Source organism: Planotetraspora kaengkrachanensis (assembly GCF_016862895.1).
GTDB lineage: Bacteria > Actinomycetota > Actinomycetes > Streptosporangiales > Streptosporangiaceae > Planotetraspora > Planotetraspora kaengkrachanensis.
On sequence record NZ_BONV01000043.1, the window covers coordinates 84107 to 108558 of the forward strand.

At 71.4% G+C, this 24452-nt stretch carries 21 protein-coding genes and 1 riboswitch; of the genes, 10 read left to right on the plus strand and 11 right to left on the minus strand.

Features of this window, described 5'->3' with window-relative positions; genetic code table 11:
• Positions 1–43: 43 nt before the first annotated feature.
• The 4 genes from Pka01_RS34160 to Pka01_RS34175 form a co-directional block, all read right to left on the minus strand.
• Positions 44–718, minus strand: a complete 675-nt coding sequence (locus tag Pka01_RS34160) for a response regulator transcription factor (protein WP_203887097.1) — start codon at positions 716–718, stop codon at positions 44–46.
• Entirely contained in the window at positions 706–2826 is a 2121-nt protein-coding gene (locus Pka01_RS34165) for a sensor histidine kinase (protein ID WP_239115819.1), read from the minus strand. Before Pka01_RS34165 ends, Pka01_RS34160 begins: the two co-directional genes overlap by 13 nt.
• Before the next feature lie 55 nt (positions 2827–2881).
• Positions 2882–3409: a hypothetical protein gene (locus Pka01_RS34170; RefSeq protein ID WP_203887099.1), complete on the minus strand. Its 528-nt coding sequence runs from the start codon at positions 3407–3409 to the stop codon at positions 2882–2884.
• Positions 3410–3539: 130 nt separating this feature from the next.
• The gene (locus Pka01_RS34175) at positions 3540–4178 is read right to left on the minus strand and encodes a hypothetical protein (RefSeq protein ID WP_203887100.1); all 639 of its coding nucleotides are present in this window, start codon (positions 4176–4178) and stop codon (positions 3540–3542) included.
• A gap of 157 nt (positions 4179–4335) precedes the next feature.
• On the opposite strand from Pka01_RS34175, the gene Pka01_RS34180 reads away from it, so the two are divergent.
• Positions 4336–5487 (plus strand): sensor histidine kinase, encoded by a 1152-nt coding sequence (locus Pka01_RS34180; RefSeq protein WP_203887101.1) that lies wholly within the window; start codon positions 4336–4338, stop codon positions 5485–5487.
• On the plus strand, positions 5484–6140 hold the full coding sequence (locus Pka01_RS34185; RefSeq protein WP_203887102.1) for a response regulator transcription factor: 657 nt from the start codon (positions 5484–5486) through the stop codon (positions 6138–6140). Before Pka01_RS34180 ends, Pka01_RS34185 begins: the two co-directional genes overlap by 4 nt.
• 20 nt (positions 6141–6160) lie before the next feature.
• Here Pka01_RS34185 and abc-f read toward each other — a convergent pair whose 3' ends face one another.
• On the minus strand, positions 6161–7921 hold the full coding sequence (gene abc-f / locus Pka01_RS34190) for a ribosomal protection-like ABC-F family protein (RefSeq protein WP_275414525.1): 1761 nt from the start codon (positions 7919–7921) through the stop codon (positions 6161–6163).
• Positions 7922–8171: 250 nt separating this feature from the next.
• On the opposite strand from abc-f, the gene Pka01_RS34195 reads away from it, so the two are divergent.
• Positions 8172–8819, plus strand: a complete 648-nt coding sequence (locus Pka01_RS34195; RefSeq protein ID WP_203887103.1) for a hypothetical protein — start codon at positions 8172–8174, stop codon at positions 8817–8819.
• Positions 8820–8883: 64 nt separating this feature from the next.
• On the opposite strand, the gene Pka01_RS34200 is transcribed toward Pka01_RS34195, so the two are convergent.
• Positions 8884–9123 carry a tautomerase family protein gene (locus tag Pka01_RS34200; RefSeq protein WP_203887104.1) on the minus strand — a complete coding sequence of 80 codons (240 nt, stop codon included), beginning with the start codon at positions 9121–9123 and terminating at the stop codon, positions 8884–8886.
• 38 nt (positions 9124–9161) lie between these two features.
• On the minus strand, positions 9162–9878 hold the full coding sequence (locus Pka01_RS34205) for an SDR family NAD(P)-dependent oxidoreductase (RefSeq protein WP_203887105.1): 717 nt from the start codon (positions 9876–9878) through the stop codon (positions 9162–9164).
• A 79-nt stretch (positions 9879–9957) separates the two neighbouring features.
• On the opposite strand from Pka01_RS34205, the gene Pka01_RS34210 reads away from it, so the two are divergent.
• Complete coding sequence (locus Pka01_RS34210) at positions 9958–10584, plus strand: TetR/AcrR family transcriptional regulator (protein ID WP_203887106.1); 627 nt, start codon at positions 9958–9960, stop codon at positions 10582–10584.
• Here the strand turns inward: Pka01_RS34210 and Pka01_RS34215 are convergent.
• The 3 genes from Pka01_RS34215 to Pka01_RS34225 form a co-directional block, all read right to left on the minus strand.
• Positions 10573–11244: a response regulator gene (locus tag Pka01_RS34215; RefSeq protein WP_203887107.1), complete on the minus strand. Its 672-nt coding sequence runs from the start codon at positions 11242–11244 to the stop codon at positions 10573–10575. The two genes, Pka01_RS34210 and Pka01_RS34215, sit on opposite strands and share 12 nt — an antisense overlap.
• Positions 11241–12386 (minus strand): sensor histidine kinase, encoded by a 1146-nt coding sequence (locus Pka01_RS34220; RefSeq protein ID WP_239115804.1) that lies wholly within the window; start codon positions 12384–12386, stop codon positions 11241–11243. Before Pka01_RS34220 ends, Pka01_RS34215 begins: the two co-directional genes overlap by 4 nt.
• Positions 12387–12455: 69 nt before the next feature.
• The gene (locus tag Pka01_RS34225) at positions 12456–13361 is read right to left on the minus strand and encodes an EamA family transporter (protein ID WP_203887108.1); all 906 of its coding nucleotides are present in this window, start codon (positions 13359–13361) and stop codon (positions 12456–12458) included.
• A 139-nt stretch (positions 13362–13500) separates the two neighbouring features.
• Here Pka01_RS34225 and Pka01_RS34230 point away from each other — a divergent pair, with 139 nt between their 5' ends.
• The 3 genes from Pka01_RS34230 (at position 13501) to Pka01_RS34240 (ending at position 16181) form a co-directional block, all read left to right on the plus strand.
• On the plus strand, positions 13501–14919 hold the full coding sequence (locus Pka01_RS34230) for a HAMP domain-containing sensor histidine kinase (protein WP_203887109.1): 1419 nt from the start codon (positions 13501–13503) through the stop codon (positions 14917–14919).
• A 49-nt stretch (positions 14920–14968) separates the two neighbouring features.
• On the plus strand, positions 14969–15484 hold the full coding sequence (locus Pka01_RS34235; RefSeq protein ID WP_203887110.1) for an NUDIX hydrolase: 516 nt from the start codon (positions 14969–14971) through the stop codon (positions 15482–15484).
• Positions 15485–15668: 184 nt separating this feature from the next.
• Positions 15669–16181, plus strand: a complete 513-nt coding sequence (locus Pka01_RS34240) for an ATP-binding protein (RefSeq protein WP_203887111.1) — start codon at positions 15669–15671, stop codon at positions 16179–16181.
• A 36-nt stretch (positions 16182–16217) separates the two neighbouring features.
• Here the strand turns inward: Pka01_RS34240 and tenA are convergent, their stop codons facing one another.
• Entirely contained in the window at positions 16218–16916 is a 699-nt protein-coding gene (gene tenA / locus Pka01_RS34245) for a thiaminase II (RefSeq protein ID WP_239115806.1), read from the minus strand.
• Positions 16911–17021, minus strand: a riboswitch (TPP riboswitch). Its footprint overlaps the gene before it by 6 nt.
• Before the next feature lie 87 nt (positions 17022–17108).
• Between tenA and Pka01_RS34250 the strand changes: the two genes are divergently transcribed.
• The 3 genes from Pka01_RS34250 to Pka01_RS34260 are packed head-to-tail and all read left to right on the plus strand — an operon-like array spanning position 17109 to position 24185.
• Positions 17109–18647 (plus strand): TIGR02677 family protein, encoded by a 1539-nt coding sequence (locus Pka01_RS34250; RefSeq protein ID WP_203887112.1) that lies wholly within the window; start codon positions 17109–17111, stop codon positions 18645–18647.
• Positions 18640–19977, plus strand: coding sequence for a DUF2398 family protein (locus Pka01_RS34255; protein ID WP_203887113.1), 1338 nt, complete (start codon positions 18640–18642; stop codon positions 19975–19977). The genes Pka01_RS34250 and Pka01_RS34255 overlap by 8 nt, the downstream gene beginning before the upstream one ends.
• On the plus strand, positions 19974–24185 hold the full coding sequence (locus tag Pka01_RS34260; RefSeq protein ID WP_203887114.1) for an SbcC/MukB-like Walker B domain-containing protein: 4212 nt from the start codon (positions 19974–19976) through the stop codon (positions 24183–24185). Before Pka01_RS34255 ends, Pka01_RS34260 begins: the two co-directional genes overlap by 4 nt.
• Positions 24186–24452: the final 267 nt, after the last annotated feature.

Genomic DNA, 24452 nt, shown 5'->3' on the forward strand with positions numbered 1-24452 from the left:
CGACGGTGACGCGGTCAGGGGGCGGCGACCCCCTGACCGGCGTTCAGCCCTGCCAGGTGGGCCGGTTCCCGCCTCTGCCCAGCCCGGCCCGTCGCGCCAGGTCGACGGCGGCGGCGCGATCCGGCGCCCCGATCCTGCGGGGGATCACGGTCAGGTAGTTGCGGACGGTCTTGGGGCTCAGGTGCAGGGCCGCCGCGATCCTGGCCGTGTCGTAATCGGCGGCGAGCAGGTCGAGCACCGCCCGTTCCCGTTCCGACAGTTGCGGGAACGGCGGACGCGCGGGGGATCCGGACTCGAGCAGGCGCCGGGCGTACCGGGCGACGCCGGCGCCGAAGAGCAGCTCGCCCCGGGCGGCGGCCCGCACGACTCGCAGCATCTCCTCCTGGTCGGCGTCCTTGAGAACGTAGCCGCAGGCGCCCTCGCGGAGCGCGGCGGCCACGGACTCGTCGTCGTCGACCATCGTCAGCATGACGACCGCCACCTCGGGCGCGAGAGCACGTACCCGCCGGGTGGCCGCCAGCCCGTTCATGCCCGGCATCCGGATGTCCATGAGGAGGACGTCGGGGTGGACGGTGACGGCGAGTTCGAGGGCCTCGTCCCCGGTCGCGGCGGTGCCGACCAGCGTGACGTCGGGCACCGAGTCGAACAGCGCGCGCAGCCCGTCCCTGAACAGGGTGTGGTCGTCGGCGACCGCGATCCGGATGTTCACTTCGTCCATGGAATCCGTTCCTCAGCCGGGCTCTCCTCGCCGTCCCTGGCGGGCAGAGGCAGGAAGGCGTGCACGCGGGTGCCGCCGGACGGGCCGGCGTCGATCCGCAGGGACCCGCCCAGTTCCGCCGCCCGTTCTCGCATCGAGGTGAGGCCCACCCCCGCGGCGGCGTCCGCGGTCATGCCCACCCCGTCGTCCTCGACCGTGACGGTGCAGGCGCCCGCCTCCAGCGCGATGCGGACCTCGCACGTCTGCGCCGCGGCGTGCCGCACCGTGTTGGTGACCGCCTCCAGTGCGATGCGGTAGGCCGCGACCTCGACGGCCGCGGGCAGTCCGGACAGGTCCTCGTCTCCCGGGCCGGCGGACACCGAGACGCCTGTGCCCTCGCGGTCGAGACCCTGGGCGAAGGACTGGACGGCGGCGAGCAGGCCCAGCTCGTCCAGCGCGGGTGGCCGCAGTCCGTAGACCAATCGGCGGATGTCCGCCACCACCGCTCCGGTCTGCCGCCGCGCCTCCTCGACCAGCCGGCCGGCGCCCGCGGGATCGCCGGACAGCCGGTTGCCCGCGGCGGCGAGCTTGAGCATCACCGCGCCGAGGGCCGGTCCCAGGCCGTCGTGCAGGTCGTTGCGCAGCCGCCGTCGTTCCTCTTCGCGCGCCGCCACCAGCGCCCGTCGCGACTCGTGCAGTTCGTGCGTGAGGAGGGCGGCGTGCGCCAGCGCCGCGGCCTGCCGCGCGACCGCGGCGAGCGCCCGCTCGTCGCCGTCCTCCAGCGCTCCGTCCCCGTCGCGCGCGGCCACCGTCAGTGACCCCACGGAAAGCCCCTGATGGGTCAGCGGGTAGTCGCTGGTCGGCCAGGAGCCGGGCAACGTGCCGGACTCGCCGCGCAGCAGGCCGCCGCCGACGGTGATCCGGGCGTACGGCAGACGCAGTGTCCGCACCAGCACCTGCGCCACGGAGGTGAGCACCACGACCGGCTCCGCCGCCGACGCGATGCGGTCGGCCAATTCGTCGAGCACCGCGGAGGGGTCGTCTCGCTCGCCGTAGAGCAGGCGGTTCATCGCCCGGCGCAGCCGTACGTACCCGGGATGGACGACGACGGCGACCAGTCCGGCACCGGTGACGGCCACTCCCGTGCCGTCGGCCGACGAGATCGCGGTCACTCCCACGACGAGTGTCGTGTAGGCGATCGTGACGCCCAGCGTCAGCGCGCCGTACGTCACCGCGCGGCCGACCGACGCGCGGACGTCCCACAGCCCGCGGCGCAACACGGCGGCGGCGACGCTCACCGGGATCGACAGGAAGGCGAGCACGATCCCGCCCTGGACGATCAGGTCGGCCAGGCTCCCCGGGCCGATCCCCAGCGGCCCCTGCGCCACCGAGGCGAGCACCAGGGCGACCAGCGCGGCGGCGACGGCCCCGGCCACCCAGCGGATCTGCCGCCGCTCCGGCACGGCGGACCGGTCGGACGGCCCGCCGGAACGCCGGTAGCGGTGCGTCTGAACCCCGATGACGAGCCCGACCAGGACGACCGTGAGCCCGAGGTCGATCGGCCCGCCTGGCGCGGGCTCGAGCCCGGCCGATCCGAACGCCTCGTAGACGAGGAGCACGGGCGCCACCGTCGCCGTCCACCTCGGCAGGAAGCGGCCGTCGGGGAACGACAACGCCCAGCAGACGAACACCACGAAGCTCAGCCGCTCCAGGACGTCCACCGCGACCGACCAGAACGGATCGCCGGCGGCGAGCGCGGGCAGGGTCTGCGGGAACGTCACGCCGATGGCGGCCAGCACGGCCGCCGCGTAGACGGCCGACGCCTGCCGCCCGGCCAGGCGCAGCAGGAGCCCGGCCACCGTGAGGTGAATCCCGGCGAGCACCGTGACCAGGACCATCAGGTAGAGGGCGTAACCGCTCGGGGTGAGACCGAGGTGGGCCAGCGCGACCGCCTGTGCCTGGGAGATCGAGCCGGACGGGCAGGCGGGCCCGTCGCACGGCACGCGCATCCGCTCGAAGGCGGCCGGGACGCTGATGAGGAACAGAACGGTGGCGGCCGAGCCGAACGACCACACCGCCGTACGCCACCAGTGGTGTGGCGTACGGCGAATCGGTCCGGCGGCTTCCATGGGCACGAGGGCGATCATCGCTGCCGCGGGTGCCGCCGGCAAAACGGGCGAACCGTCACGGCCGTCGACCGGCGAGCCCGACCCCGGCCCAGATCAACGCCATCGTGACGGAGTTCACCGGGTTCGGCAGGAAGAACATGGCGGGCAGGAACAGCGACACGAGCAGCCCTGCCCACCACGGCCACACCCGGGCACGCCACCCGATGACGCCCTGGGCGACGAGCCCGGCCAGGTTGACGAGGACCAGGACGGTGACGATCGGCTCCGGCCACTCCTCACCGGTCACGGTCACGCCGAGCATCGCGACCCCGGTCAGCGCCGACGCGGCGATGCCCGGCAGACAGGCGACGCGGGCCGGCACCCTCCGCGGCAGGAAGAACACCAGAGCGAGCGCGGCCGTCAGGAAGGCGACCCCGAGCAGGGCCTCCGAGACGAGGCCGGCGCCCGCGGTGTGGTCGGAGACGGTCTCCGAGCCGACAGTGGAGACGACCGCTTCCGCGGCGATCAGCAGAGCGGTGCCGAAGGCGGCGAGACTCCTTCCACGCCGCCCGGCCTGGACGATGTCTGTTGTGGCGGTGGACACCGGAAAACCTCCTGTGGGTTGGAACGACCCCTCAAGGCTCGGTGTCCGGCCGTCCCGAGGTCATCGCCCCCGGTGTCCCGGCTTCCGGGATCGGCGTCCCCGTTTCCGGGACGGACGGGCCTGGCCGCCGTCAGCCGACCGGTTGGGGCACGGGGCTCGCGAGGGGCGCCCGACGCGACCGCGCGGCCAGCACGCCGAAGACGACGATCAGCACGACGTACATGATGACGGCGTTGTACGAGGTCGGTGAGAAGTCGGCGACGAGGGCGAGGAACCCCGCGGGGGCGAGCCAGCCGGGCAGCAGCCGGGCCCGCCACAGCGCGACGACCAGCACGGTGAGGCCGAGGTCGAAGCCGAACAGCAGCATGAAGAGCTGCAGCGTCGCCGCGAGGCCGTCCGACATGGCCTCGTTGGCGGGCGCCATCGCCGCCGGGTCGCCGATGAGGGCGATGTCACGGGTGGCGAGTAACACCATCGAGTGCGAGAGCATCGCGAGCGCCCCGATGACGGTCATGGTCCCGCCGATCCTCGCCGCGAGCCTGCCGCGCTCGCGCACCATGCCGACGAGTCCGATGACTCCCACGGCGAACAGCGCGAACGCGACGTACGACAGGAGGTCGGCGATCAGGTAGGGCGTGGACTTGCCGGCGATCAGTGCCAGTTCCGCGGCGGCGTCCGCGGGTTCGTCCCGTGGCTCTATGAACTCGGCGACGAGGGCGATCACCGGGGCCGCGACGAGGGCGATCTGAGGGAGTGTGGGCTTGGACACGCGTCCTCCAAAGGCTGGTTCTTAGCGGTCCCGACGCTTCCAGCGGCCGCGGCCGGCGACACCCGCCCGTGGGAGGGGCCATGTCCGTCCGGGGACGGAGTCCGACCGGCACCCCAGGGGGAGGCCGGGTCGCGGACGCGTGACCTAGGCTGCCCGCGTGCGGCATGTCTGGCGAAACGCGGTCATCGATCTCGGTCCGGCGATCGGCCTGCTCGCCGTGGGACTCCTTGAGCTGCCGGGCTCCGGTCTCGGTCCCGAGGCGGCGCAGCAACATCTGTTCGCGGTGCTCGTGTCGACCCTGGCGCTGGCGGTACGGCGCCGCCATCCGCTGGCGGTCGCGCTGGCGGTCGCGGTCACGGTGATGGCCACCTCACTGGGCGCCGAGCCGCCGGACGAGGTGGCGGTGCTGCTCGCCGTGATCGTGTCGGTCTTCAGCGCCGCGGCGTACCTGCCGGCTCTCGCCACGGCGGGAGCGGCCGCGGCGAACGCCGCCGCGCTCACCGTGTCGATCGTGACCGACACGACCGACACCGACGCTGCCAGCGTGGGGACGGGGATGATCCTGTTTGTCGCCCTGCCCGCCGCCGTGGGCGCCGCGTACCGGCGCCGGCGGCTCGCCACGCAGTCGCTCGAGGCCCGCGCCGAGGAACTGCAGCGTCAGGCCGGTGAAGCGGTGGCCATGGAGCGCCGGCGCATCGCGCGGGAGCTCCACGACCTCGTGGCGCACTCGGTGAGCGTCATCGCCGTGCAGGCGGAGGCGGGCAAGCAGGTGCTGGGCGCCGGGGGGCCGACGACCGCGGACGGCGCGTTCACGGCGATCGCCGACGCCTCACGATCCGCGCTCGTGGAGCTCGCCAGGCTGCTGCGCATTCTGCGCGAGGACGAGGTGGGCACCGCGGCCGAGCCGGTTTCGCCGCAGCCGGGGATGTCCGACCTCGACGCGCTCCTGACCCGGATCGGCGCCGCGGGGCTCGACGCTCGCCTGAAGGTCGAAGGCGAGGCGCAGCCTCTCGCGCAGGGCGTCTCCCTGTGCGCCTACCGCGTGATTCAGGAGTCGCTGACGAACGCTCTCAAGCATTCGGCGGCCGAGCACGCGGACGTGATCCTCCGATACGGTGCGGACGTGCTCGATCTCGAGGTACGCGCGGCGGACGACGGGTCGACGCCCTCGCCTTCCGGCGGCACCGGGCGTGGCCTGATCGGGATGTGGGAACGGGTCGCCCTCTGCGGCGGCAGCCTGACCCTCGACGTCTCCGACGGCTTCGCGGTCCGGGCGAGACTGCCGCTGACCAGGGAGCCCGCCCTGTGATCCGGGTCGTGGTCGCGGACGACGAGATGCTGATCCGCCAGGGCTTCACCGCGATCCTGGCCGGCGAACCGGACATCGAGGTGGTGGGAGAGGCGGCCGACGGGGTCGCCGCGCTGGCCGAGGTACGCCGTACGCGTCCGGACGTGGTGCTGATGGACATCCGGATGCCCGTCCTCGACGGCGTCGAGGCGACCCGCCGCCTCACGAGGACCCAGGCCGGCGTCCGGGTCCTCGTGCTGACCACCTTCGACCTCGACGAGTACGTGTACCACGCGATGCGCGCGGGAGCCGCCGGGTTCCTGCTCAAGAGCGTCCCGCGGGAGCACCTCGTCGCCGGGATCCGGACCGTGGCGGGCGGGGACGCGCTGCTGGCCCCCGCCATCACCCGGCGGCTGCTGGAGGAGTTCCTCAACGGCCCGCCCCCGGGATCCACCACACCGGTCCTGCTCGACGGCGTGACTCCGCGTGAGCTGGACGTGCTGCGCCTGGTCGGCCGTGGTCTGTCGAACGCGCAGATCGGGGCCGAGCTCTTCCTCGCGGAGAGCACGGTCAAGACCCACGTGGCCAACCTGCTCGCCAAGCGCGGGCTGCGCGACCGGGCACAGCTCGTGGTGCTGGCCTACGAGTCCGGACTGCTCCGTCCCGGGGCGTGAGGGCTTTCCTCAAAGCCGTTTCAGTCGCCGTCGGGGGCCCCGATCTCCAGCAGGCGGCCGTCGTCCAGCCGCAGCCAGCGGTCGACCTTGATCTCCGTGAGAAACCGCTGGTCGTGGCTGACCACCACGAACGCGCCCTCGTAGGCGTTCAGCGCGCTTTCCAGCTGACCGACGCTGACGAGGTCGAGATTGTTGGTCGGTTCGTCCAGGAGCAGCAACTGGGGCGCGGGCTCGGCGTACAGGACGCAGGCGAGGGTGGCGCGCAGCCGTTCGCCGCCGGACAGCACCGAGATCGGGAGGTGGACGCGGGAGCCCCGGAACAGGAACCGGGCGAGGAGGTTCATCCGCTCCGCCTCCGGCATCGCGGGCGCGAACGCGGCCAGGTTCTCCGCCACGGTGCGGTCCAGATCCAGCAGGTCAAGCCGCTGGGACAGGTAGGCGACCCGGCCGTCGGCCCGCCGGGTCCCACCGCCCCCCGGCTCCAGTTCGCCGTTGACGAGGCGCAGCAGGGTGGACTTGCCTGCGCCGTTGGGGCCGGTCAGCGCGATCCGTTCGGGCCCTCGGATCACCAGGTCCGCGCCGTCTCCGGCGAACAGGGCCCGGTCGCCGTGGCGGACCTGCATGCCGCTCCCGAGGAAGACCGTGCGACCGGCGGGGACGTTGGTCGCGGGAAGCTCGAGCGTGATCCGCTGCTCGTCGCGCAGGGCGCGGCTCGCCTCGTCGAGCTTCGCCTTGGCGTCGCCGACCCGGGCGGCGTGCGTCTCGTTCGACCTGCCCGCCGACTCCTGGGCGTCGCGCTTCATCGTCCCGGCGAAGATCTTCGGCAGGCCGGCGCTCTTGAGGTTGCGGACGGCGTTGCCCGCCCGGCGTTCGGCCCGTTCGCGGGCCTGCTGCATCTCCCGCTTCTCTCGTTTGAGGTCCTGCTCGGCGTTGCGGACGTTCTTCTCCGCGACCTCCCGCGCGGCGCGCACGGCCTCCTCGTACGCGGTGAAGTTGCCGCCGTACGAGCGGATCTCCCCCTGGTCGAGTTCGGCGATGCGGTCCATGCGGTCGAGCAGGGCGCGGTCGTGGCTGACCAGCAGGAGGCAGCCGTTCCAGTCCTCGAGCACGTCGTAGAGCCTGCGGCGGGCGTCGAGATCGAGGTTGTTGGTCGGCTCGTCGAGCAGCAGGACGTCGGGCCGCTTCAGCAGCTGTGCCGCCAGGCCGAGGGAGACGACCTGGCCGCCGCTGAGGGTGCGCAGGCGCCGGGTGAGGGCCACGTCCCCGAGGCCGAGCCTGTCCAGCTGGGCGCGGGTGCGCTCCTCGATGTCCCAGTCGTCGCCGACCGTGGTGAAGTGCTCCTCGTCGGCGTCGCCGGACTCGATGGCGTCCAGAGCCCTGATCACATGGGCGATCCCCAGGACCTCGGCGACGCTCAGGTCACCGACGAGGGGCAGGCTCTGCGGGAGGTAGCCGACCACTCCCGTGGCGGACACGGTGCCGCCGCCGGGACGGTACTCGCCGGCGATCAGCTTGAGCAGGGTGCTCTTACCGGCGCCGTTCGGCGCGACGAGGCCGGTACGGCCGGCGCCCACGGTGAAGGACAGGCCCTGGAAGACCGGGGTGTCGTCGGGCCAGGAGAAGGAGAGATTGGAGCAGATGACGAACGCGTCGGACATGCGGGAGACCTCGATGGAAACGCGGGTGCGGCGATGGCACGCCCAGCCAGGGACATGGATGAAGAGAACGACGACGTGGGCCCCGGCGAAGGCGCTCTCGTGCGCCCGCCGACGGCCGATCATGTCCGGGTCTCACCCGGAGATGTCGTCGTCACCCGCCATGTCTGGTCTCCCTGGTCCGATCAGTTACGGCTGTCCATATTAGTGACGACCAGGTAAAGGCGCGAGTGTGATTACTGGGCCGGCCCCTGGCACGGTCTCGATCGCAAGCGGTGTAGCGGCCGCCTTGAGCTCTTCAGCGCGAAGTGTTCTCAATCACCACGTCATGCGATAGAAGATCAAATACACTCCACCGACTCTTCTCGAGGTATGCGTGAAGAAGTTCCTGCGCCTCCTTGCGGCGCCACTCTTCGTGGCGACCGCCATGGTCGCCTCCCTCTCCCTCCCCGCCAACGCGGATGCCGTCGACACCGACCCGGAGATCGCCGCCCAGTGGCAGACGGCCTGGGACACCTACAAGTTCGCCGAGGTCACGCCCCCGCCGCCGCCCGAGTCGGGGCGGAGCCGGACCACGACCAGCATCTCCGTCACGATCGACGGGTCCGCCAAGGACGTGTTCGACGCCTACTCGAACATCAACAACCACATCGGCAGGGCCGCGTTCCTCAAGCGGGTCGTCACCCACAAGCAGTTCACGGACTGTGACGTGCGCTACATCAACTTCACCGCCATCGAGGACGTGCCCTTCGAAGGCACCGTCGTCTCGCTGGCGACGCACGCGCAGCAGCGGCTCCACCGCGACGATCTCTTCTACGAGACGGACACCTGGTCGGAGCCCAACGTGGTCACCCACCAGAAGATCACCTTCACGAAGCTGTCCGGCGGCAGGACCAAGGTCACCGAGCGCCTCACCTTCGAGGCGGACACCTCGCTGATCGACTTCGTCGTCACGAACGGCGTCGCCTCGCACCAGCAGACGCAGACCGCCCTCAAGCAGGCGATCGAGAGCGGCGTGCTCTGACGTGCCGGGGGCGCGGGGCCGGCTCACCGAGCGGCCCCGCGCCTTCCCACGTGCCCAGGTTCGCTCATCCGGAAGGACGTGAGCGCCGCTGGGCGCGGAACTGTTCGACCGGCAGGCCGCCCCAGCCCCAGTTCTCCAGTTCGACTTCGTCGATGACGACGAAGGTGGACTCCATCGGTTTGCCGAGCACGTCGAGCAGCAACCGGCTCACGCCCTGGATGAGCGCGGCCTTCTGCTCGGCGGTGGCGGACTCCGCGCCGGGTTCTGTTCCCTCGCGGGTGATCTGGATGGTGACGATCGGCATCGGTCCGGCTCCTGTCGTTCCTCGCTTCGCCCGGGCCGTCAGTGGCCGGCGCTCTGGCCGCCGTCGATGTGCAGGATCTCGCCGGTCACGAACGGCGCGGACTCCAGGTACATCACTCCGTCCACGACGTCGTCGATCCCGCCCATCCGGCCGACCGGGTGCAGTCCCGCGAGCGTCTCGTGGGTCTCGGCGGGGTGCATGGGCGTCTTGATGACCCCGGGCGAGACGGCGTTCACCCGTACGGACCGGGTCGCGTACTCGATGGCCAGCGACTTCGTGGCGGCAGCCAGGCCGCCCTTGGTCAGCGAGGCGAGCACGGACGGAACCGCGGAGTTGGGCTGGTCGACGAAGCTGGTCGTGATGTTGACGATGTGGCCTCCCCCCTGTGCCGTCATGGTGCCCAGCACCCGCCGGGTGATGTGGAAGAACCCCGAGAGGTTCACGCCGGTCACCCTGGCGTAGTCGTCGTCGGTGTAGTCGGTGAACGGCTTGGCGACGAAGACGCCGGCGTTGTTGACCAGGGTGTCGATGCGGCCGAAACGGCTCAGCGCCTCGGCCGCCACACGCTCGGCCGTGTCCGCGTCCGCGATGTCGCCCCGCACGGTCACGACGTCCGCGTCCTCGGAGGGGGCGATCGACCGTGACGTGGCGACGACTCCGTAGCCGAGCTTGCGGTAGGCCTCGACCAGTCCGGCGCCGATGCCCTGCGACGCTCCGGTGATCACTGCGACCTTCTGTCCTCGATCAGTGCTCATGGCTGTTCCCTTCAGTGATTCTGTCTTGAGACGACCGGTCTACTATTCAAGCTAGACGACTGGTCGTATACTCGCAACCATGGGACGGACCAGTGACGCGAGAGACAAGATCCTCTCGGCGGCGCGAACGCTGATCGAGCAGCGTGGCTACACCGCCTTGGGGGTCGCCGAGATCTGTGCGGCGGCAGGAGTGCCGAAGGGCAGCTTCTACCACTTCTTCGAGTCCAAGCAGGCCCTCGCGATCACCGTGATCAACGAGCACTGGACGGAGCAGCGACAACAGTGGACCGAGGTGCTCGGTCGTGACCGTCCCCCGTTGCAGCGGTTGCGCGACCTGTTCCTGGCGACCGAGACCGTGCAGCGCGTCGGTCAGCAGGACAACGGCAAGGTCGTCGGCTGCCTGTTCGGCAATCTCGCCCTCGAGCTCAGCAACCAGGCCGACGACGTGCGACAGCGGCTGCAGGAGATCTTCGACGCCCAGATCGAGCTGATCGAGCAGGTGGTCGCCGAGGCGCACGAGCGCGGTGAGATCGCCGCCACGGTGGACATGCACGACGCGGCGCGATCGATCGTGGCCCAACTGGAGGGGCGGGTGCTCTTCGCGAAGCTCCTCAACGATCCCGGGCAGCTCGAGGCGATGTGGCGCAACTGCCTGGCGCTGCTGGGGGCACCACCCCTGGAGGCGGAGGCCGATTCACCCCGATGAGCCCGGACGGCCCCGCATGACATGGTTCTCCCAGGCCCAGGCGGCGATCCCGACGCGGTTGCGCACCCCGAGCTTGGCCTGGATTCCCGACAGGTGGCTCTTGACCGTGCTGAGTGAGATGAACAGGTCCGCGGCGATCTCCTGATTGGTGCGGCCGACGGCGAGGGCCCGGACGACCTCGAGTTCCCTTTCTGACAGCGCCTGCGCGGGCTTCCCGCCGGCGGGCGCCGCCGTCTCCGTCAGCCGCCGCAGCAGCCGGGTGGTGACCGACGGTGAGACCAGGGCGTCCCCGGCGTTGGCCGCGCGGACGGCCTCGACGAGCAGGACGGGGCCGGCGTCCTTCAAGATGAAGCCGGTCGCCCCGCCGCGCAGCGCGCCGTACACGTATTCGTCGAGGTCGAAGGTAGTGACCACGACCACCCTGAGCGGATCGGTGACCCCGGGGCCGGCCAGCGCGCGGGTGACCTCGATGCCGTCGAGACGGGGCATCCTGATGTCCACGAGGCACACGTCCGGGCGCAGCCGCCTGGCCAGTTCTACCGCCTCGACGCCGTCCGACGCCTCGGCCACCACGTCGATGTCCGGCTGGTCCTCGAGGATGATCCGCAGGCCGCCGCGCACCATCGCCTGGTCGTCGGCCAACAGCACCCTGATGGTCATCGGGGCTCCGCGACGGGAACTGGCAGGGTGGCGAGCACGGACCAGCCTGCCCCGGGGCGCGGACCGGCGTGCAGGGTCCCTCCGAGGACCTCGACGCGCTCCCGCATCCCGACCAGGCCGTATCCGCCGCGGTGGTGATGGCGGACCGGGGCCGGTGCGGCGTCGTCGACGACCTCGACGGTGACGGCCCGCCGATCCTGGGCGACGCTGACCGTGACCGACTTGGCGTGCCGGGCGTGCCGGACGACGTTCGTCAGCGATTCCTGTACGACGCGGTAGACGGTGCCGGCCACCTCGGGCGGCCACGCCGATTCGCCGCCGGGGAGCCGCAGGCGCACCTCGGGGCCGTGTCCGCTGAAGCGCTCGACCAGGTCGCCGAGTTGTTCGGGCCCGGGCGTCGTGGATGCGGCGTCCCCGTCGTCGCGCAGGATGCCGACGACGCGGCGCATCGCCGCCAGCGCGCCGGAGCCCGCGGACTCGATGTCCGCCAGGCAGTCGTCGAGCGTGTCCGGGCGCCTGCGGGCGACGAGCCGCGCGGCCTGGGCCTGGACCACGATGCCGGTGATGTGGTGGGCGACGACGTCGTGCAGTTCCCTGGCCAACTCCAGACGCTCGTCGCGCCGTACCTTCTCTGTCGTGGCGCGGCGGCGGGCGTCGAGGGACCGCAGGCTCAGTCCGATCGTGAGGGCGGCGAGCCATCCCGCGACGGTCATGCGCGGCACCGTCCCCGAGGAGAGCGGAGGGGCGGAGAGCCAGGCGCCGGCGACCACCGCGAGGCCCGCGGCGGCCACGGCGGCGGCCTGCGGAACCGGCAGCGCTCTGATCGCCGAACCCACGAGCACGGCCAGGGCCAGGATCATGGCGGGGCCGGGCTCGGCGGGCAGATGGACGAACCGGGTGGCCAGCACGGCGACCGCCGCGACGGCCAGGCCCGCGGCCGCGGCCCACACCCGGTCACGCCCGCGCGCCAGGGCGATCACGCACACCACGGCTCCGGCGGCGCAGTCGAACTGCCAGTAGCCGGCGCCCCATGTGTCCTCGATGGCGAGCGCCGCGAGGACGAGCACCGCGACGAACACGAGCACCAGCCCGGCGTCGGCCAGGGTCCCGGGCCGCAAGCTCAGCCGATCCCGAAGATGCACCCGATCAGGCTACGAGAAACCCGTTCGCGCCGGACCGGCCGAAAGTACGGTCCTGGGACGGGAGGCTCGTCACGTCTGTGCGAACGCGAGCAACACGGTCGCGGTCAGGGCCAGCGCGACGCCGAGGGCCTGCGCCGGAGCCATCCGCTCGTTCAGCGCGACACGGGACAGGGCGATCGTGGCCAGGGGATACAGGTTGACCAGCACGGACACGACGGCGAGGCTGCCGGAGCCCAGCGCGAGAAGGAGCAGGGCGTTGGCGCCCCCGAGCAGCACTCCGGCCGCGATGCCCGGCACGCGGCCGGCGCCGGGGGAGGGCGGGCGGGCTCGCACCGCGTCGCCGTCCAGCAACGACAGGGCGTGCCGTGCGCGGGCGCCGCCTGCGGGAAGCGCCAGGAGCGGCGCCAGCACGATCAGACCCACCGCGCTTTCCACCAGCCCGGACGTGAGGCCGGATTCGTCCGGTGCGAGATCCAGGGAAACGATGGAAAGACCCAGGCTGACGCCGGCCACCACGGAGAGCACGACCGTCCGTGTCCGAACCCGGACCCGCGCCGGGTCGGACCGCCGCCGGACCGAGATCAAGATTCCGCTCGCGACGGCCAGGGTCACGGCGACCCAGGACCAGGGCGTCAGACGCTCACCACGCGCGACCGCCACGGCGATCGGCACGACGGACTCCAGGACGGCGATCAGCGGCGAGGCGAGGCTCATCGGCCCGAGGGCGAGCGCCGCGTAGAACGTCAGGAATCCGATGATCGCGAGCAGGCCCGCGGCGGATCCCGCGAGCACAGAGGCGGGTGACCACTCCCCGTCGCCCAGGACCACCAGGATCGCGAGGATGAACGTGGAGAAAAGGTAGATGATCGCCGTCGCCGGTACGACGCGCAGGCGCATGGCCGCGAGCCCGCCGAGGAAGTCGGAGACCCCGAAGGCGATCGCCGACAGCAGTGCGAGCGCGACGGCGAGGATCACGTAACCACTGTAGATGGAATGCCGGTTACTGAACAGCTCGTCGCCGGCGAAAGGCGGCTGATCCCCAGGCCGTTCGGCACGCCCCCTTCGGCCTCCGCCCTCCGGCGCGTGTGGTGCACTGGTCAGGGGGAAACCGCGGATGAGCGCGCCACAGCAATGGTCCATCACAACGCGCATCACTCTGTTCACCGGCGTGGTGGCGGCTTTGCTCTCTGCGCTCCTCGCCACGGTCCTGATGATCGCCATCAGCCGCATCGCGACGGACTTCCTCACCGACGAACTCGCCGCGAACGCCGGCCGCGTGGCCGTCGCCGTCGAACGGGGCCGCGTCTCCTATCCCCTCGCGTACCACCCGTCCCGCAACATGCAGGTCGTCGACCCCGAAGGCACAGTCGTCGCCGCCACGGACCAACTCCGGGGCAAGCCGCGCATGGCCAGGTTCACCCCCGACAGGACGATCACGAACTCCGTCGTGTGCGACGGGGTCTTCCCCGCGGGGGAGTGCAACATCGTGGTGGCGAAGGCGGCCTTCCGTGACGGCGAGAAATGGATCGTCTACAGCGCCAACCCGGTGTTGCCCGCGTGGGTCGATCCACGGGTGGCCGCCCTGGTGGGAGGGAGCGCGATCACGCTCGCCGCGGCCGTCACGTACCTCGGCTACCGGGTCGCCAACGCGTCCCTCCGGCCGGTGCGGGCCATCCAGGCGGAACTCGAGGAGATCAACGCCAGTTGCCCCGACCGCCGCGTGCCCGTGCCGGCAGGTGACGACGAGATCCACGATCTGGCGGACAGCGTCAACCACACCCTGAGCCGCCTGGAGGCCGCTCTGCTCCAGCAGCGCCAGTTCGTCTCCGACGCGTCCCACGACCTGCGCAGCCCGATCGCGGCGATGCAGGCGGAGGTGGAGGACGCGCTGATCGCGCCCCAGGAGACCACCGTGCCCAAACTGGGCGTGGCCCTGCTGCGCGATCTCAAGCGACTGCAGGCGATCGTGCACGACCTGCTGACCATCGCCCGCCTGGACTCCGCGATGCCCGGCGCGCGCGAGCCCGTCGACCTTTCCGACCTCGTCACCGCGGAGTTGCGGGCGCGCCGGCACACCAAGGTGATCGAGACGGTGCTCGAGCCTGACGTGTACGTCGTGGGCGACCGCTCACGGCTGGCGCGCGTGTTCACCAACCTCCTCGACAACGCCCAACGGCACGCGGAGAGCACGATAATCGTGACCGTACGGCGGGAGCCGGATGGCGGCGACGAGCGCTTCTCCGCAGGCGCCGCGGTGCTGGAGGTGGCCGACGACGGCCCCGGCATCGATCCGGACAAGCGCGAACTGGTGTTCCAGCGGTTCATCCGGCTGGACGCGGCCCGCAGCAAGGACGCCGGCGGCGCGGGGCTCGGCCTGGCGATCGCCCGGCAGATCGCCGAGGGCGCGGGCGGCACCCTCGGGATCGAGGACAGCACTCGCGGCGCACGCTTCGTCCTCCGGCTTCCCGCCGCTCCGGCGGCCGACGACGCCGGTGAGCCCGCGTCACGCGACACGCTCAACTGGAGCGACTGAAGCGCGCGCGGGGATGCCGAGTGACGTGGCCCGTCCTAGGCTGGCCGCCGTGCCCGGTTTCATCCAGCGCCCGAGCGCGCGCCTGCTCGTCGTGAACGATCAAGATCGGATTCTGCTCTTCAGCAGCGTCGACGCCACATGGTTCACCCCCGGTGGGGGAGTCGACGAGGGTGAGCCGCTCGTCATGGCGGCGGTGCGCGAGCTGCGCGAGGAGACCGGACATCAGGTCGCCCCGGAGGAGTTGGGGCCGGTCGTCGCCACCGCGTCGGGTCACTGGAGGGCCGGCTGGGACGGCCGGATCCGGTTCTCTGTGGACTCGTTCTTCTTCCTGCGCGTGCCGGAGTTCGCCCTGACCGGCGAGGGGCGCGAGCGGTACGAGGCCGACTACATCACCGGGCACCGGTGGTGGTCACTGGCGGAGCTGCGGGCGACGGAGGAGAACGTCGTCCCATGGGGGCTGGCAGGGTTGCTCGAGCGCCTCTACGCGGGCGAGATCCCGGCCGAGCCGGTCCGGCTTCCCTGGCATCACCCCGAATTCGCGCACCTCGCGGACGCGGGGCAGTAACCGCCCAGCCCCAGATCCCCGGTGGTCGCGGGCTCGGCCCGGCGGTGGGCCACATGGGCATGGCGGCCAGCAGGTAGCGGCGGAGTCGGGTCTCCCGGATCCCAAGATGGGTGCTGCCGTCGCAGACGACGCGCGTACACGGCGGGACCCTGGAAGGGAAGATCCAGCCAGGGAGGTGGGAGCCATGACCGCCGACACAGCCCTTCCGCCGGTGATCCGCCGGGCAGGGCTTTCGAACACGGAGCTCGGCGGTTCCCGCTCGCGGCCGCCCGCCCGGGCCACACGACCCGCTCAGGGCCACCGCATGACGTGGGTCCTGGCGGACGACCCGTCCGCGGTGCCGGAAGGCCGCCGGCTGGTCCGCGCGTCGATGGCCGGGTGGCGACTGGACGACCAGACCGACGTCGTGGAACTGCTCGCCGCCGAGCTGATCACGAACGCGTTGCGGCACGCGTGGGGGAAGCCGCTTCTGACCTTGTCCCTCATCGACGGCACGCTTCGATGCGAAGTGAACGACCTGAACCCGGAGATGCCGGAATTGAGACTCCCCGGCGCGTGCGGGGAAGACGGCCGGGGACTGCGCCTGATCGAGCGGATGGCCGAGCGATGGGGCGCCGTCCTCACCTACACGGGCAAGGTCGTGTGGTTCGAGATCGCGGCGTCGCCTCCGGCCGCGGCGCTCGCGGAAACCTCCTGACGCCGGCCACCGGCCCCGCGGTTGATCCGGCCGGCGTCAGACCGGCCACGCCTCCCGCCGCCAGGCGGCGTCCCAGAACATCCACTCGTAGCGCGACGTGGTGACGAAGTGGTCCCGGGCGCCGGCCCGTTGACCGTCCGTCGCCTCCTCCCCGGCGCGGTCGGCAAGGGCCACCACCCGGCGGACCACGCTCTGGAACGCCTCGTCACCGTAGGCGGCGATCCAGCGGCGGTAGAGCGGGTCGGGGGAGGAGCGTTCGAGCAGTTCCTCGCCGACCCTGGCGTAGATCCAGTAGCAGGGGAGCACCGCCGCGAGGCCGTCCAGGAACGAACCCCCGTACACCGTCGCCAGCAGGTAGCTCGTGTACGCCTGAGTGGTCGGCCCGACGGGCGCCGTGGCGGCCTGTTCCGCGGAGCCGCCGAGATCGGCCATGAACGCGCTGTGCATGTCCTGCTCCGCGGCGATCGCTCCCACGGCGTCGCTCGCGAAGGCGCGCACGTCGTCCTCGGTGGGCGCCTTCGCCGCGCACAACGCCAGCGCCCGTGCGTAGTCGCGCAGGTAGTGCGAGTCCTGCACCACGAAGTGGCGGAAGGCGTCGCGCGGCAGGGTGCCGTCGACCAGGCCCGTGATGAACGGATGGTCGAGGATCGCCTTGTAGGTCGGGACGATCGCGTCCCACAGCTCTTCGCTGAACGGCCGGCGGATCGCGTGCGTGACGGTCGACTCGGACATCATTTCGGACCAACTCCCTACGCCGGCATGACCCGGTCAGGTTCGAGCGGTCTGTGGCCGCGTCAGCCACACTCTCAGCCCGTGCGCCGGGCTCCCGCGGTGTCGTGATCGAGGCTAGCGCATGAAATGCCGCCGGCGGCAGCGGCGACGGACCTTCCTGGGGTTGTCGCACCCTTGCGGAATACTTACCTGGTCATGGCTGATTCTTTTGACGGCTCGAGAGCCCTGGACCTGGATGCGCCGGCGATCGGCGACCGTTTCCGGCTGTTCAACTTCACCCGCAGAGACGACCACGTCGCCTATCTGTGGGTGCTGCGAGCCATGGAGCGCCTCCGCGCGGTGCATCGCGTCCAGGTGGACGGCGACGACGTGCTGGCGGCGCTCCGGGATCTGGCGCTGGTCCACGACGAGGTCCCCCGGTTGGACGGAGACCTGCGCAGCCGGCTGGACGCGCTGGCGGAAGACGGGATCATCCACAGGCTTGAGGACGCGTCCCGGGCCGGATCGCTGGAGCGGTACCGCAACAGGCAGTCCGTGTACCAGTTCAGCGAGCTCGGCTACCGGGCCTTCGTCGCGGTCGAAGACGTGCTGGCCGCCCGGGTCCGCGACGCGAACCTGTCCCGTCTGGTCTTCTCGGACATCCTCGACGACCTCGAGGCGCTCGCGGCGGCCAACCGCACCGGCGACGAGGAGCAGGTTCATCGGCGGCTGTCCCGGTTGAACCAGGTCATGGAGGACATGGTCCGCAGGTCCGCCCAGTTCCACGTGACCCTCAACCAGATCGTCAACTCCACCGACGCCTCACCTGAGGTGTTCCTCCGCTACAAGAACGCCCTGCTCGTCCACATGAGCGACTTCATGGCCGAGCTCGATCGCTACCTGCCCCGGCTGGACCGTGCCGTGCGCGACGTCGAGGCGACCGGCGTCAACACCATGCTCGTACGGGCGGCCGACGCCGACGACCGTCCTTTTCTCGGCACCGTGGAGCGGATCGAGGACTGGAAGAGGCGTTGGCAGGCGTTGCGCGCGTGGTTCACGTCGGCGCCCGGGCAGGTGTCCGGGGCCGCGGATCTGCGGCGTGCGACCAGGGCGGCCGTCTCGGGTGTGATCGCGTTGCTCCGTCAGCTCACCGAAGCCCAGCGCGGAGGGGTGAACCGGGCCTCCGAGCTCCGGCACCTCGCCCAGTGGATCTACAACACGCCCGACGAGGACGCGGCGTACGCCCTCGCCTCCGCGGCGTTCAACGTCGGCTCGGCCCGCCATCTCGGCGGCGCCCACGACGACGTCGAGGAGATCTCGCCGTCGGCGACGTGGTGGGACGCGCCGGGAATCGAGGTCGCCCTCACGCCGTTCCGGACGGGGCGGCAGGCCGGGCCCGGTCTGCCGCAGCCTGTCCGCGTCGACACCGGACAGCGGGCCGACCTGCGGCGGCGGCAGATCGCGGTCAGAACGGCCGAGAAGACCGCCGCGGAGAGCCTCGCGGCACGAGGGGCCCACGACCGCGTCCTCGACGAGGCGGAGACCAGGGTGCTGATGTCCCTGCTGACCAGGGCGCTGGAGGCGCGGACCGTCGTCGCCGGCCGGCTCGAGTCCGGGGCGGGGAGCGATGACACCGTGCTGATGAGGCTCGTCCCGGATCCGAGGGGCGGCGCCGTACGCACCCGCCACGGGATGATGCACCTGCCGGGGTTCGCCCTGGAGATCGTTTCGCGTTCCGGGCGGGCACGTGGCTGAGCCGAAGGCGGCGGCCGAGGTCCCTGTCGGCGATCTCGGCGCCTACCAGGACGCGGTGCGCCTGATTCTCACCAGCGACCTGATCACGGCGGTCCACCCCCGGCCGGGAGTGCTGGAGCGGGTGCTGCCCTGGGCCGACGAGCTCACGCGGGACCTTCGCGATCTGTTCGGCTACACCCTGATCGCGACGACCCGCCATGTGCGGCTGATCCGTCAGCTCGACACGCTGAACCCGTCCCGCGGAAAGATCTTCACCACGAGGGCGGGCAAGCCGTTCGACCGGCGGCGCCTGGCGTATCTCTGCCTGATCATCGGCTCGTTCCAGCGGTCGCGGGTGGAGATCAGCCTGGCCGACCTCGTCCGGCAGTTCGGCCCGGTCGCCAACTCCATCGACGGGCTCGGCTTCGATCCGCTCGTCCCCGGCCACAAGGGAGCGGTCGTCGACGTGCTCGGCTGGCTGGTCGAGCGCGGCGCGCTGAGCCTTTCCGACGGTTCGGTCGAGGCGTGGGCCCGCGGCGGCGGTGGCGACGCCCTGTACGACATCGATCACGACGTCTGCGCGATGATCTTCCGTCCGTCGCGTCCGCTGCAACACCTCACCAGCGCCGCCGGCCTGCTGGACGGCGCCGCGTCCGTGGAAAGAAGGGCGCGGAGGCTGTTGCTGGAGCGCCCGGTCGTCTACTACTCCGACGTCGACGCGGAGACGGCCGCCGTGCTCCGGCGCGACGACGTCGCCGAGAACCTCGCCTGGCTCACCGGCCTCGTCGTCGAGCGCCGCGCCGAGGGCGTGCTGCTCGCCGACCCGGCCGGGAGGTTCACCGACCGGCCCTTCCCCGGCAGGGGCGGGGTCGTCAACCGCGCGGCCGGTCTCCTGATCGCCAGGATCGCCGACCTCCTGGAGGAGGGCGACGTGCTGGGGCGCGTGCACGCGGCCGCCGAGGCCGAGGCGCAGCGGGACCTGCTGGCCCGGATCGACTCCGCGCTGCCGGAATCCGGGGTCGTCCACGATCTGGCCTGGTCCGAAGGGCCGCACACGCCCTCCGGGCAGAGCACGGAACAGCTCGTCTTCGTGGAGCGGCACAGGCTGGAAGAGCTGATCGAGGTGCTGTACGACCAGTTCGGCGCGGCCTCCTTCACCGGCACCTGGCAGCAGGATCCGCACGGCCTGCTCGACGCCGCGGTCACCATGCTCGAGGACCTCCGTCTCATCCGTTCCGTGCCCGGCGGCGTCCTCGTCCTTCCGGCCGCGCTCCGTTATCGCAACATCTCGCTGGCGATCCCGGCGCCACCCAAAGACCAGCTCGACCTCTTCGACGGAGACCCGAAATGACGCGCTTCAAACCGTCTCGTGCCGGTTTGATCAACATCTGGGACTACACGGACGAGGAGTTCGTGTTCGCGGACGGCAGGCTGGTGCTCCGCGGTCACAACGGCTCCGGCAAGACCAAGGCCCTCGAGGTGCTGTTCCCCTTCGTCCTCGACGGGGTCGTCGACGCCCGCCGGCTGGATCCCTTCAGCGGCGAGAACCGCACGATGAAGTCCAACCTCCTGTACCGCGGACAGGAGTCGGAGTACGGGTTCGTCTGGATGGAGTTCGCGGCGGGCGCACGGACCGTCACGCTCATCATCGCCATGCACGCCCACAAGGACCGGCCGGAGGTCAAACGGTCGTATTTCGTGACGAGCCGGCGGCTGGGCGTCGACTTCGGCCTGCTGACGGACGACTCCCGCCCGCTGACCGACCAGCAGTTGAAGCGGGTGCTCGAACCCGAGGCGTGGCACACCACCCCGACCGACTACCGGGACGCGATCGACTCCGCCCTGTTCGGCCTGGGACGCGAACGGTACACCCAACTGCTCGACCTGCTGCTCGCGCTGCGCAGGCCCCTGCTCGCCAAGGACCTCGACCCGGGCAAGGTGTCCGACACCCTCACCGCAGGACTGAGCCCGGTGCCGGAGAGCCTCGTCGAGCAGGCCGCGCGTGATTTCGACAACCTGGCCGCAGTCCAGCGGCAGTTCGACGACCTCACGGCCGCGGACGGCGCCGCCAGGGCCTTCCTCGAGTCGTATGCCGACTACCTCCGGGCCGAAGTGCGCTTCCACCTCGACCGCGTCGCCGGCCGTACGCGGCAGGTGGTGAAGCACGCCGGCGAGGTCGCCGTGGCCGGTGCGGAGATGCGGCGCGCGGATCTCGCGCGCGGCGCCGCGGAGGACGAGCGGACGAACGCGGGCACGGAACAGAACAGGCTCTCCGCCCGGCTGGACGGGCTCAAGAAGGACAGCGCGTACACCGCGCAGGGAGAGCTGGAGATCCTCCGCGGCCAGGTCGGCAGGCAGGCGCAGGAGATCGTCCACGAGCGGGAGGCGAACGCCAGGGCGGCCGCGCGCATCGCGGACCTCCGCACGGAGGTGGACGCCGCGGACCGGCGGCTCAAGAGCTCCCGCGACGGTGTCAGGCGGCTGGCCGCCGACAGGGCCGAGGCGGCGAGGCTCGCGGTGATCGTGCATTCGGACGACGACGATCTTCAGGCCGCCAGGGCACAGGCCGGCGCACGCCGGCAGGACGTGGAGGACGTGCAGGCCTGCCTGCGCAAGCTCGGCGACGCCGAGAAGGACCGGCGGCGGGCGGAGCAGGCCGTGGACAAGGCCCGGGAGCGGGCCGAAGCCGCCGAGCAGGCCGTCGAGACCGCGGTCGGGGAGCTTGAGGAAGGGCGCGCGCAGGCGCTGGACGACCTGAACGCCTGGGCCGGCCGATGGTCCGCGGATTCCGCCGGCTCTCCGGTGAGTGCGGGCGACCTCGCCGTTCTCATCGAGGCGCTGGACGGTCTGGGAGAGGCGGGCGCTCCGCGTCTCGCGGAGGTCTTCGGCGACCTGGCCGAAACGCGGCGGACGACGCTCGCCCGAACGGCGGCGGCGCTGGACGCGAGGTCGGCGCAGCTCACGGCTGAGCGCGACCGGCTGGCCGCGCTCGTGCAGGAGATCGCGGCCGAACGCGACGACGCGCCCGCGCTCGCCGGCGCCAGGCGCGCCGACCGGACGGCACGGCAGGGCGCCGCGCTGTGGCGGCTCGTGCGGTTCGCCGACGACGTCTCGGACGCCGATGCGGCGGCCATCGAGGGGGCTCTCGACGCGGCGGGTCTGCTCACCGCATGGATCCACCCGGACCCCCGGCTCACCGCCGCCGCTGTGGAGCAGGGCGAGGCCGACGCGTACCTGCTTCCCGCGCCGCCAGGATCGCGGCCGGCCGGGGCGACCCTGTCGAGCGTCCTCGTCCCGGAGGACCAGAGCCACGTGCCCGCGCGGATCATCGCCGACGTGCTCGACTCGATCGCCCTGACCGACGTGTTCGTCGGCACGGCGACCACGCCCGCGGTGACCCGGCGCGGGCAGTTCGCGTTCGGCGTGCACCTGGGCGCGCAGCAGAAAACGACGGCGGAGTACATCGGCGCCACCAACAGGGCGGCTCGGCGGCGGGCGCGCATCGCCGAGTACGAGCGGAACATCGAGGTCACCTCGCGGGAACTGTCGGCCGCCCAGGCGGAGCGCGACACGTCGCAGGCACGGCTGGACGACGTGGGCCGCGCCAAGGCCGAGTTGCAGCCGGTGGGCAAGGACGTCCTCACCGCCGTGGGCACGCTGGCGCAGAAATCGACCCTCCTGGCCGCGGCCCGCGCCGAACACGGGGACCGCGCCAGGGCGTTGGACGGCGCCATCGCCGAGATGGACGCCGACCGCCGCAGGCTGCGGCAGGCGGCGACCGACCGGAACATGCCCGCGGAGGAGAAGGAGATCGAGGTGATCGCCCAGGCGATCACGGATTTCCTCACCACCGCGGAACTGGTGTCCGAGCAGCACAAGCACATCGCGTCTGCTGAGTCGGACCTCGAGTCGAGGCGCCGCACGATCGCCTCGCTCGAAGCCGAGCATCAGACCGCGCGCGACACCCTGGCCGAGAAGGAGGAGGGGCACGCGGGTGCAGCCGAGCGCCTCACGGCCATGGAAGAGGCGCTGAGCGCACCGCTCAAGGAGATCCTGGAGCAGATCGGCCACATCGAACGGGAACTCGCAGCGGCGGACGAGGCCTGGCAGGCCGCGGACACGTCGGTCAGGCGGGAGCACGATGCCCTGGTCGGGGCCAGGGTCGCCTACCAGCACGGCACGGGGGCTATCACCGGCGCGCTGGGCGAGCTGCTCGACCAGCTCGCGGCGTTCGGGCCGCTCGCGCACCCCGATCTGCGGCCGGTCCTCGGCGTCGGATCGGGGACGGCGTGGCCGGACCGGGCCCAGTGGGCGACGCCGGAGCAGTCCGTGCGCGACATCATCGAACGGCTCGCCGGGCAGGACGCGGCCGCGGCGGTCGAGTCCGTCCTGCCGCAGGGCACCGCCGACCTGCTCAGGTCCTACGAGGAGGCCACTTCGGGACGGCAGATCGGCGAGGCGGCCAGGAAACGTGCCCGGGACCGGATGTCGGCGGCGCTGGGCGAGTTCGACGACGCGCTGAACGCCTGCGAGGAGGACTATCGGCTGGACTGGCAGCCGGGCGAGTCCGTGGTCGTCGTCCAGGTCCAGGACGCCGACGGCCGCCATCCGGTCGCCGACTTCGCACACCGCACCGCGGCGCGCGCGGAGGAACAGGGCGTCCTGATGGAGGAGCGTGAGCGCACGGTTCTCGAGGACGAGTTGCTCGCCGGCCTCGCTCAGCAGATCTTCCAACGTGTCGTCGCCGCGAAGGAGCTGGTCAGGGGCATGGATGCCGACACCAGATCCAGGCCGATGTCGACCGGCACGACCGTGGGCATCCGCTGGGTGGTGGCGGACAAGATCACTGACTCGCAGCGGGAGATTTCCGAGCTGCTGGGACAGGACGGTCTGGAGGGCGCCCGGCTGGCCGATATGCGCCGGCTCCTCCGGCAGATGATCCGCGAGTACCGGGCGGGGCATCCCCGGGCGACGTACAAGGAGGTCCTCTCCAAGGTCCTGGACTACCGGACCTGGCGGTCGTTCGAGCTCCGGCTCAAGGTCCCGGGGCAGGAGGAGGTGAGGCTGAGCAAGAAGCGTCACTCCCAGATGTCCGGCGGGGAGAAGTCCGCGGCGATCCATCTGCCGCTCTTCGCCGCGGCGAACTCCCTGTACTCGTCGGCGTCCGACACCTGCCCGCGTCTGATCGCGCTCGACGAGGCGTTCGCCGGCATCGACGACGTCTACAAGCCCGACCTGCTCGGGCTCACCGTCCGCTACGACCTGGACGCGTTCATGACCGGCCACGACCTGTGGATCCGGTACGAGACGGTTCCCGCGGCGGCCCACTACGACATGCACAGCGACAAGGCGTCGCACACGGTCTCGGCGATGCTCGTGTTGTGGGACGGATGCCAGCTCGTCGACTCGGCGGCCGGGTTCGCCGGAAACGAAGAGCTGGCGACGGAGCTGCTGGGGTTCTCCCCGAGCCGGCGCGTGCCGGTGAACAGCGGCCTGCTCGGCCTCGTGGACGACGGCTCGATGGACAGCGGGGACGGGGAGCCAGGGGACGGGCGCTGACGAGCAGGTTCACGGATCTGTGGAGACTCCCGTAGAACAGCGAGCACTCACCTGCTGTTCGCCTGACATTTGTGTCCCATTCGCCGGGGTGCCCGAGGCTGCTGGGCGAGTACTGCCCGTCGTCCGCTGCGGCGACCTGCGAAGAGGACATCAACGTTGCACAAGAGTTGGCGTGCGCCGATCAAATGGACGGTCGCGTTACTGACCGCTGTTCCGCTCTTCGCCACGGTGTCGCCCGCCTCGGCGGACGATCAGGCCCCCTCCACC

Coding starts and splice junctions, on each gene's coding strand:
- Pka01_RS34160 (WP_203887097.1), bottom strand. CDS start 718: ATGGACGAAGTGAACATCCGGATCGCGGTCGCCGACGACCACACCCTG.
- Pka01_RS34165 (WP_239115819.1), bottom strand. CDS start 2,826: ATGGAAGCCGCCGGACCGATTCGCCGTACGCCACACCACTGGTGGCGT.
- abc-f (WP_275414525.1), bottom strand. CDS start 7,921: ATGATCGGCCGTCGGCGGGCGCACGAGAGCGCCTTCGCCGGGGCCCAC.
- Pka01_RS34200 (WP_203887104.1), bottom strand. CDS start 9,123: ATGCCGATCGTCACCATCCAGATCACCCGCGAGGGAACAGAACCCGGC.
- Pka01_RS34205 (WP_203887105.1), bottom strand. CDS start 9,878: ATGAGCACTGATCGAGGACAGAAGGTCGCAGTGATCACCGGAGCGTCG.
- Pka01_RS34210 (WP_203887106.1), top strand. CDS start 9,958: ATGGGACGGACCAGTGACGCGAGAGACAAGATCCTCTCGGCGGCGCGA.
- Pka01_RS34215 (WP_203887107.1), bottom strand. CDS start 11,244: ATGACCATCAGGGTGCTGTTGGCCGACGACCAGGCGATGGTGCGCGGC.
- Pka01_RS34230 (WP_203887109.1), top strand. CDS start 13,501: ATGAGCGCGCCACAGCAATGGTCCATCACAACGCGCATCACTCTGTTC.
- Pka01_RS34240 (WP_203887111.1), top strand. CDS start 15,669: ATGACCGCCGACACAGCCCTTCCGCCGGTGATCCGCCGGGCAGGGCTT.
- tenA (WP_239115806.1), bottom strand. CDS start 16,916: ATGATGTCCGAGTCGACCGTCACGCACGCGATCCGCCGGCCGTTCAGC.
- Pka01_RS34250 (WP_203887112.1), top strand. CDS start 17,109: ATGGCTGATTCTTTTGACGGCTCGAGAGCCCTGGACCTGGATGCGCCG.
- Pka01_RS34260 (WP_203887114.1), top strand. CDS start 19,974: ATGACGCGCTTCAAACCGTCTCGTGCCGGTTTGATCAACATCTGGGAC.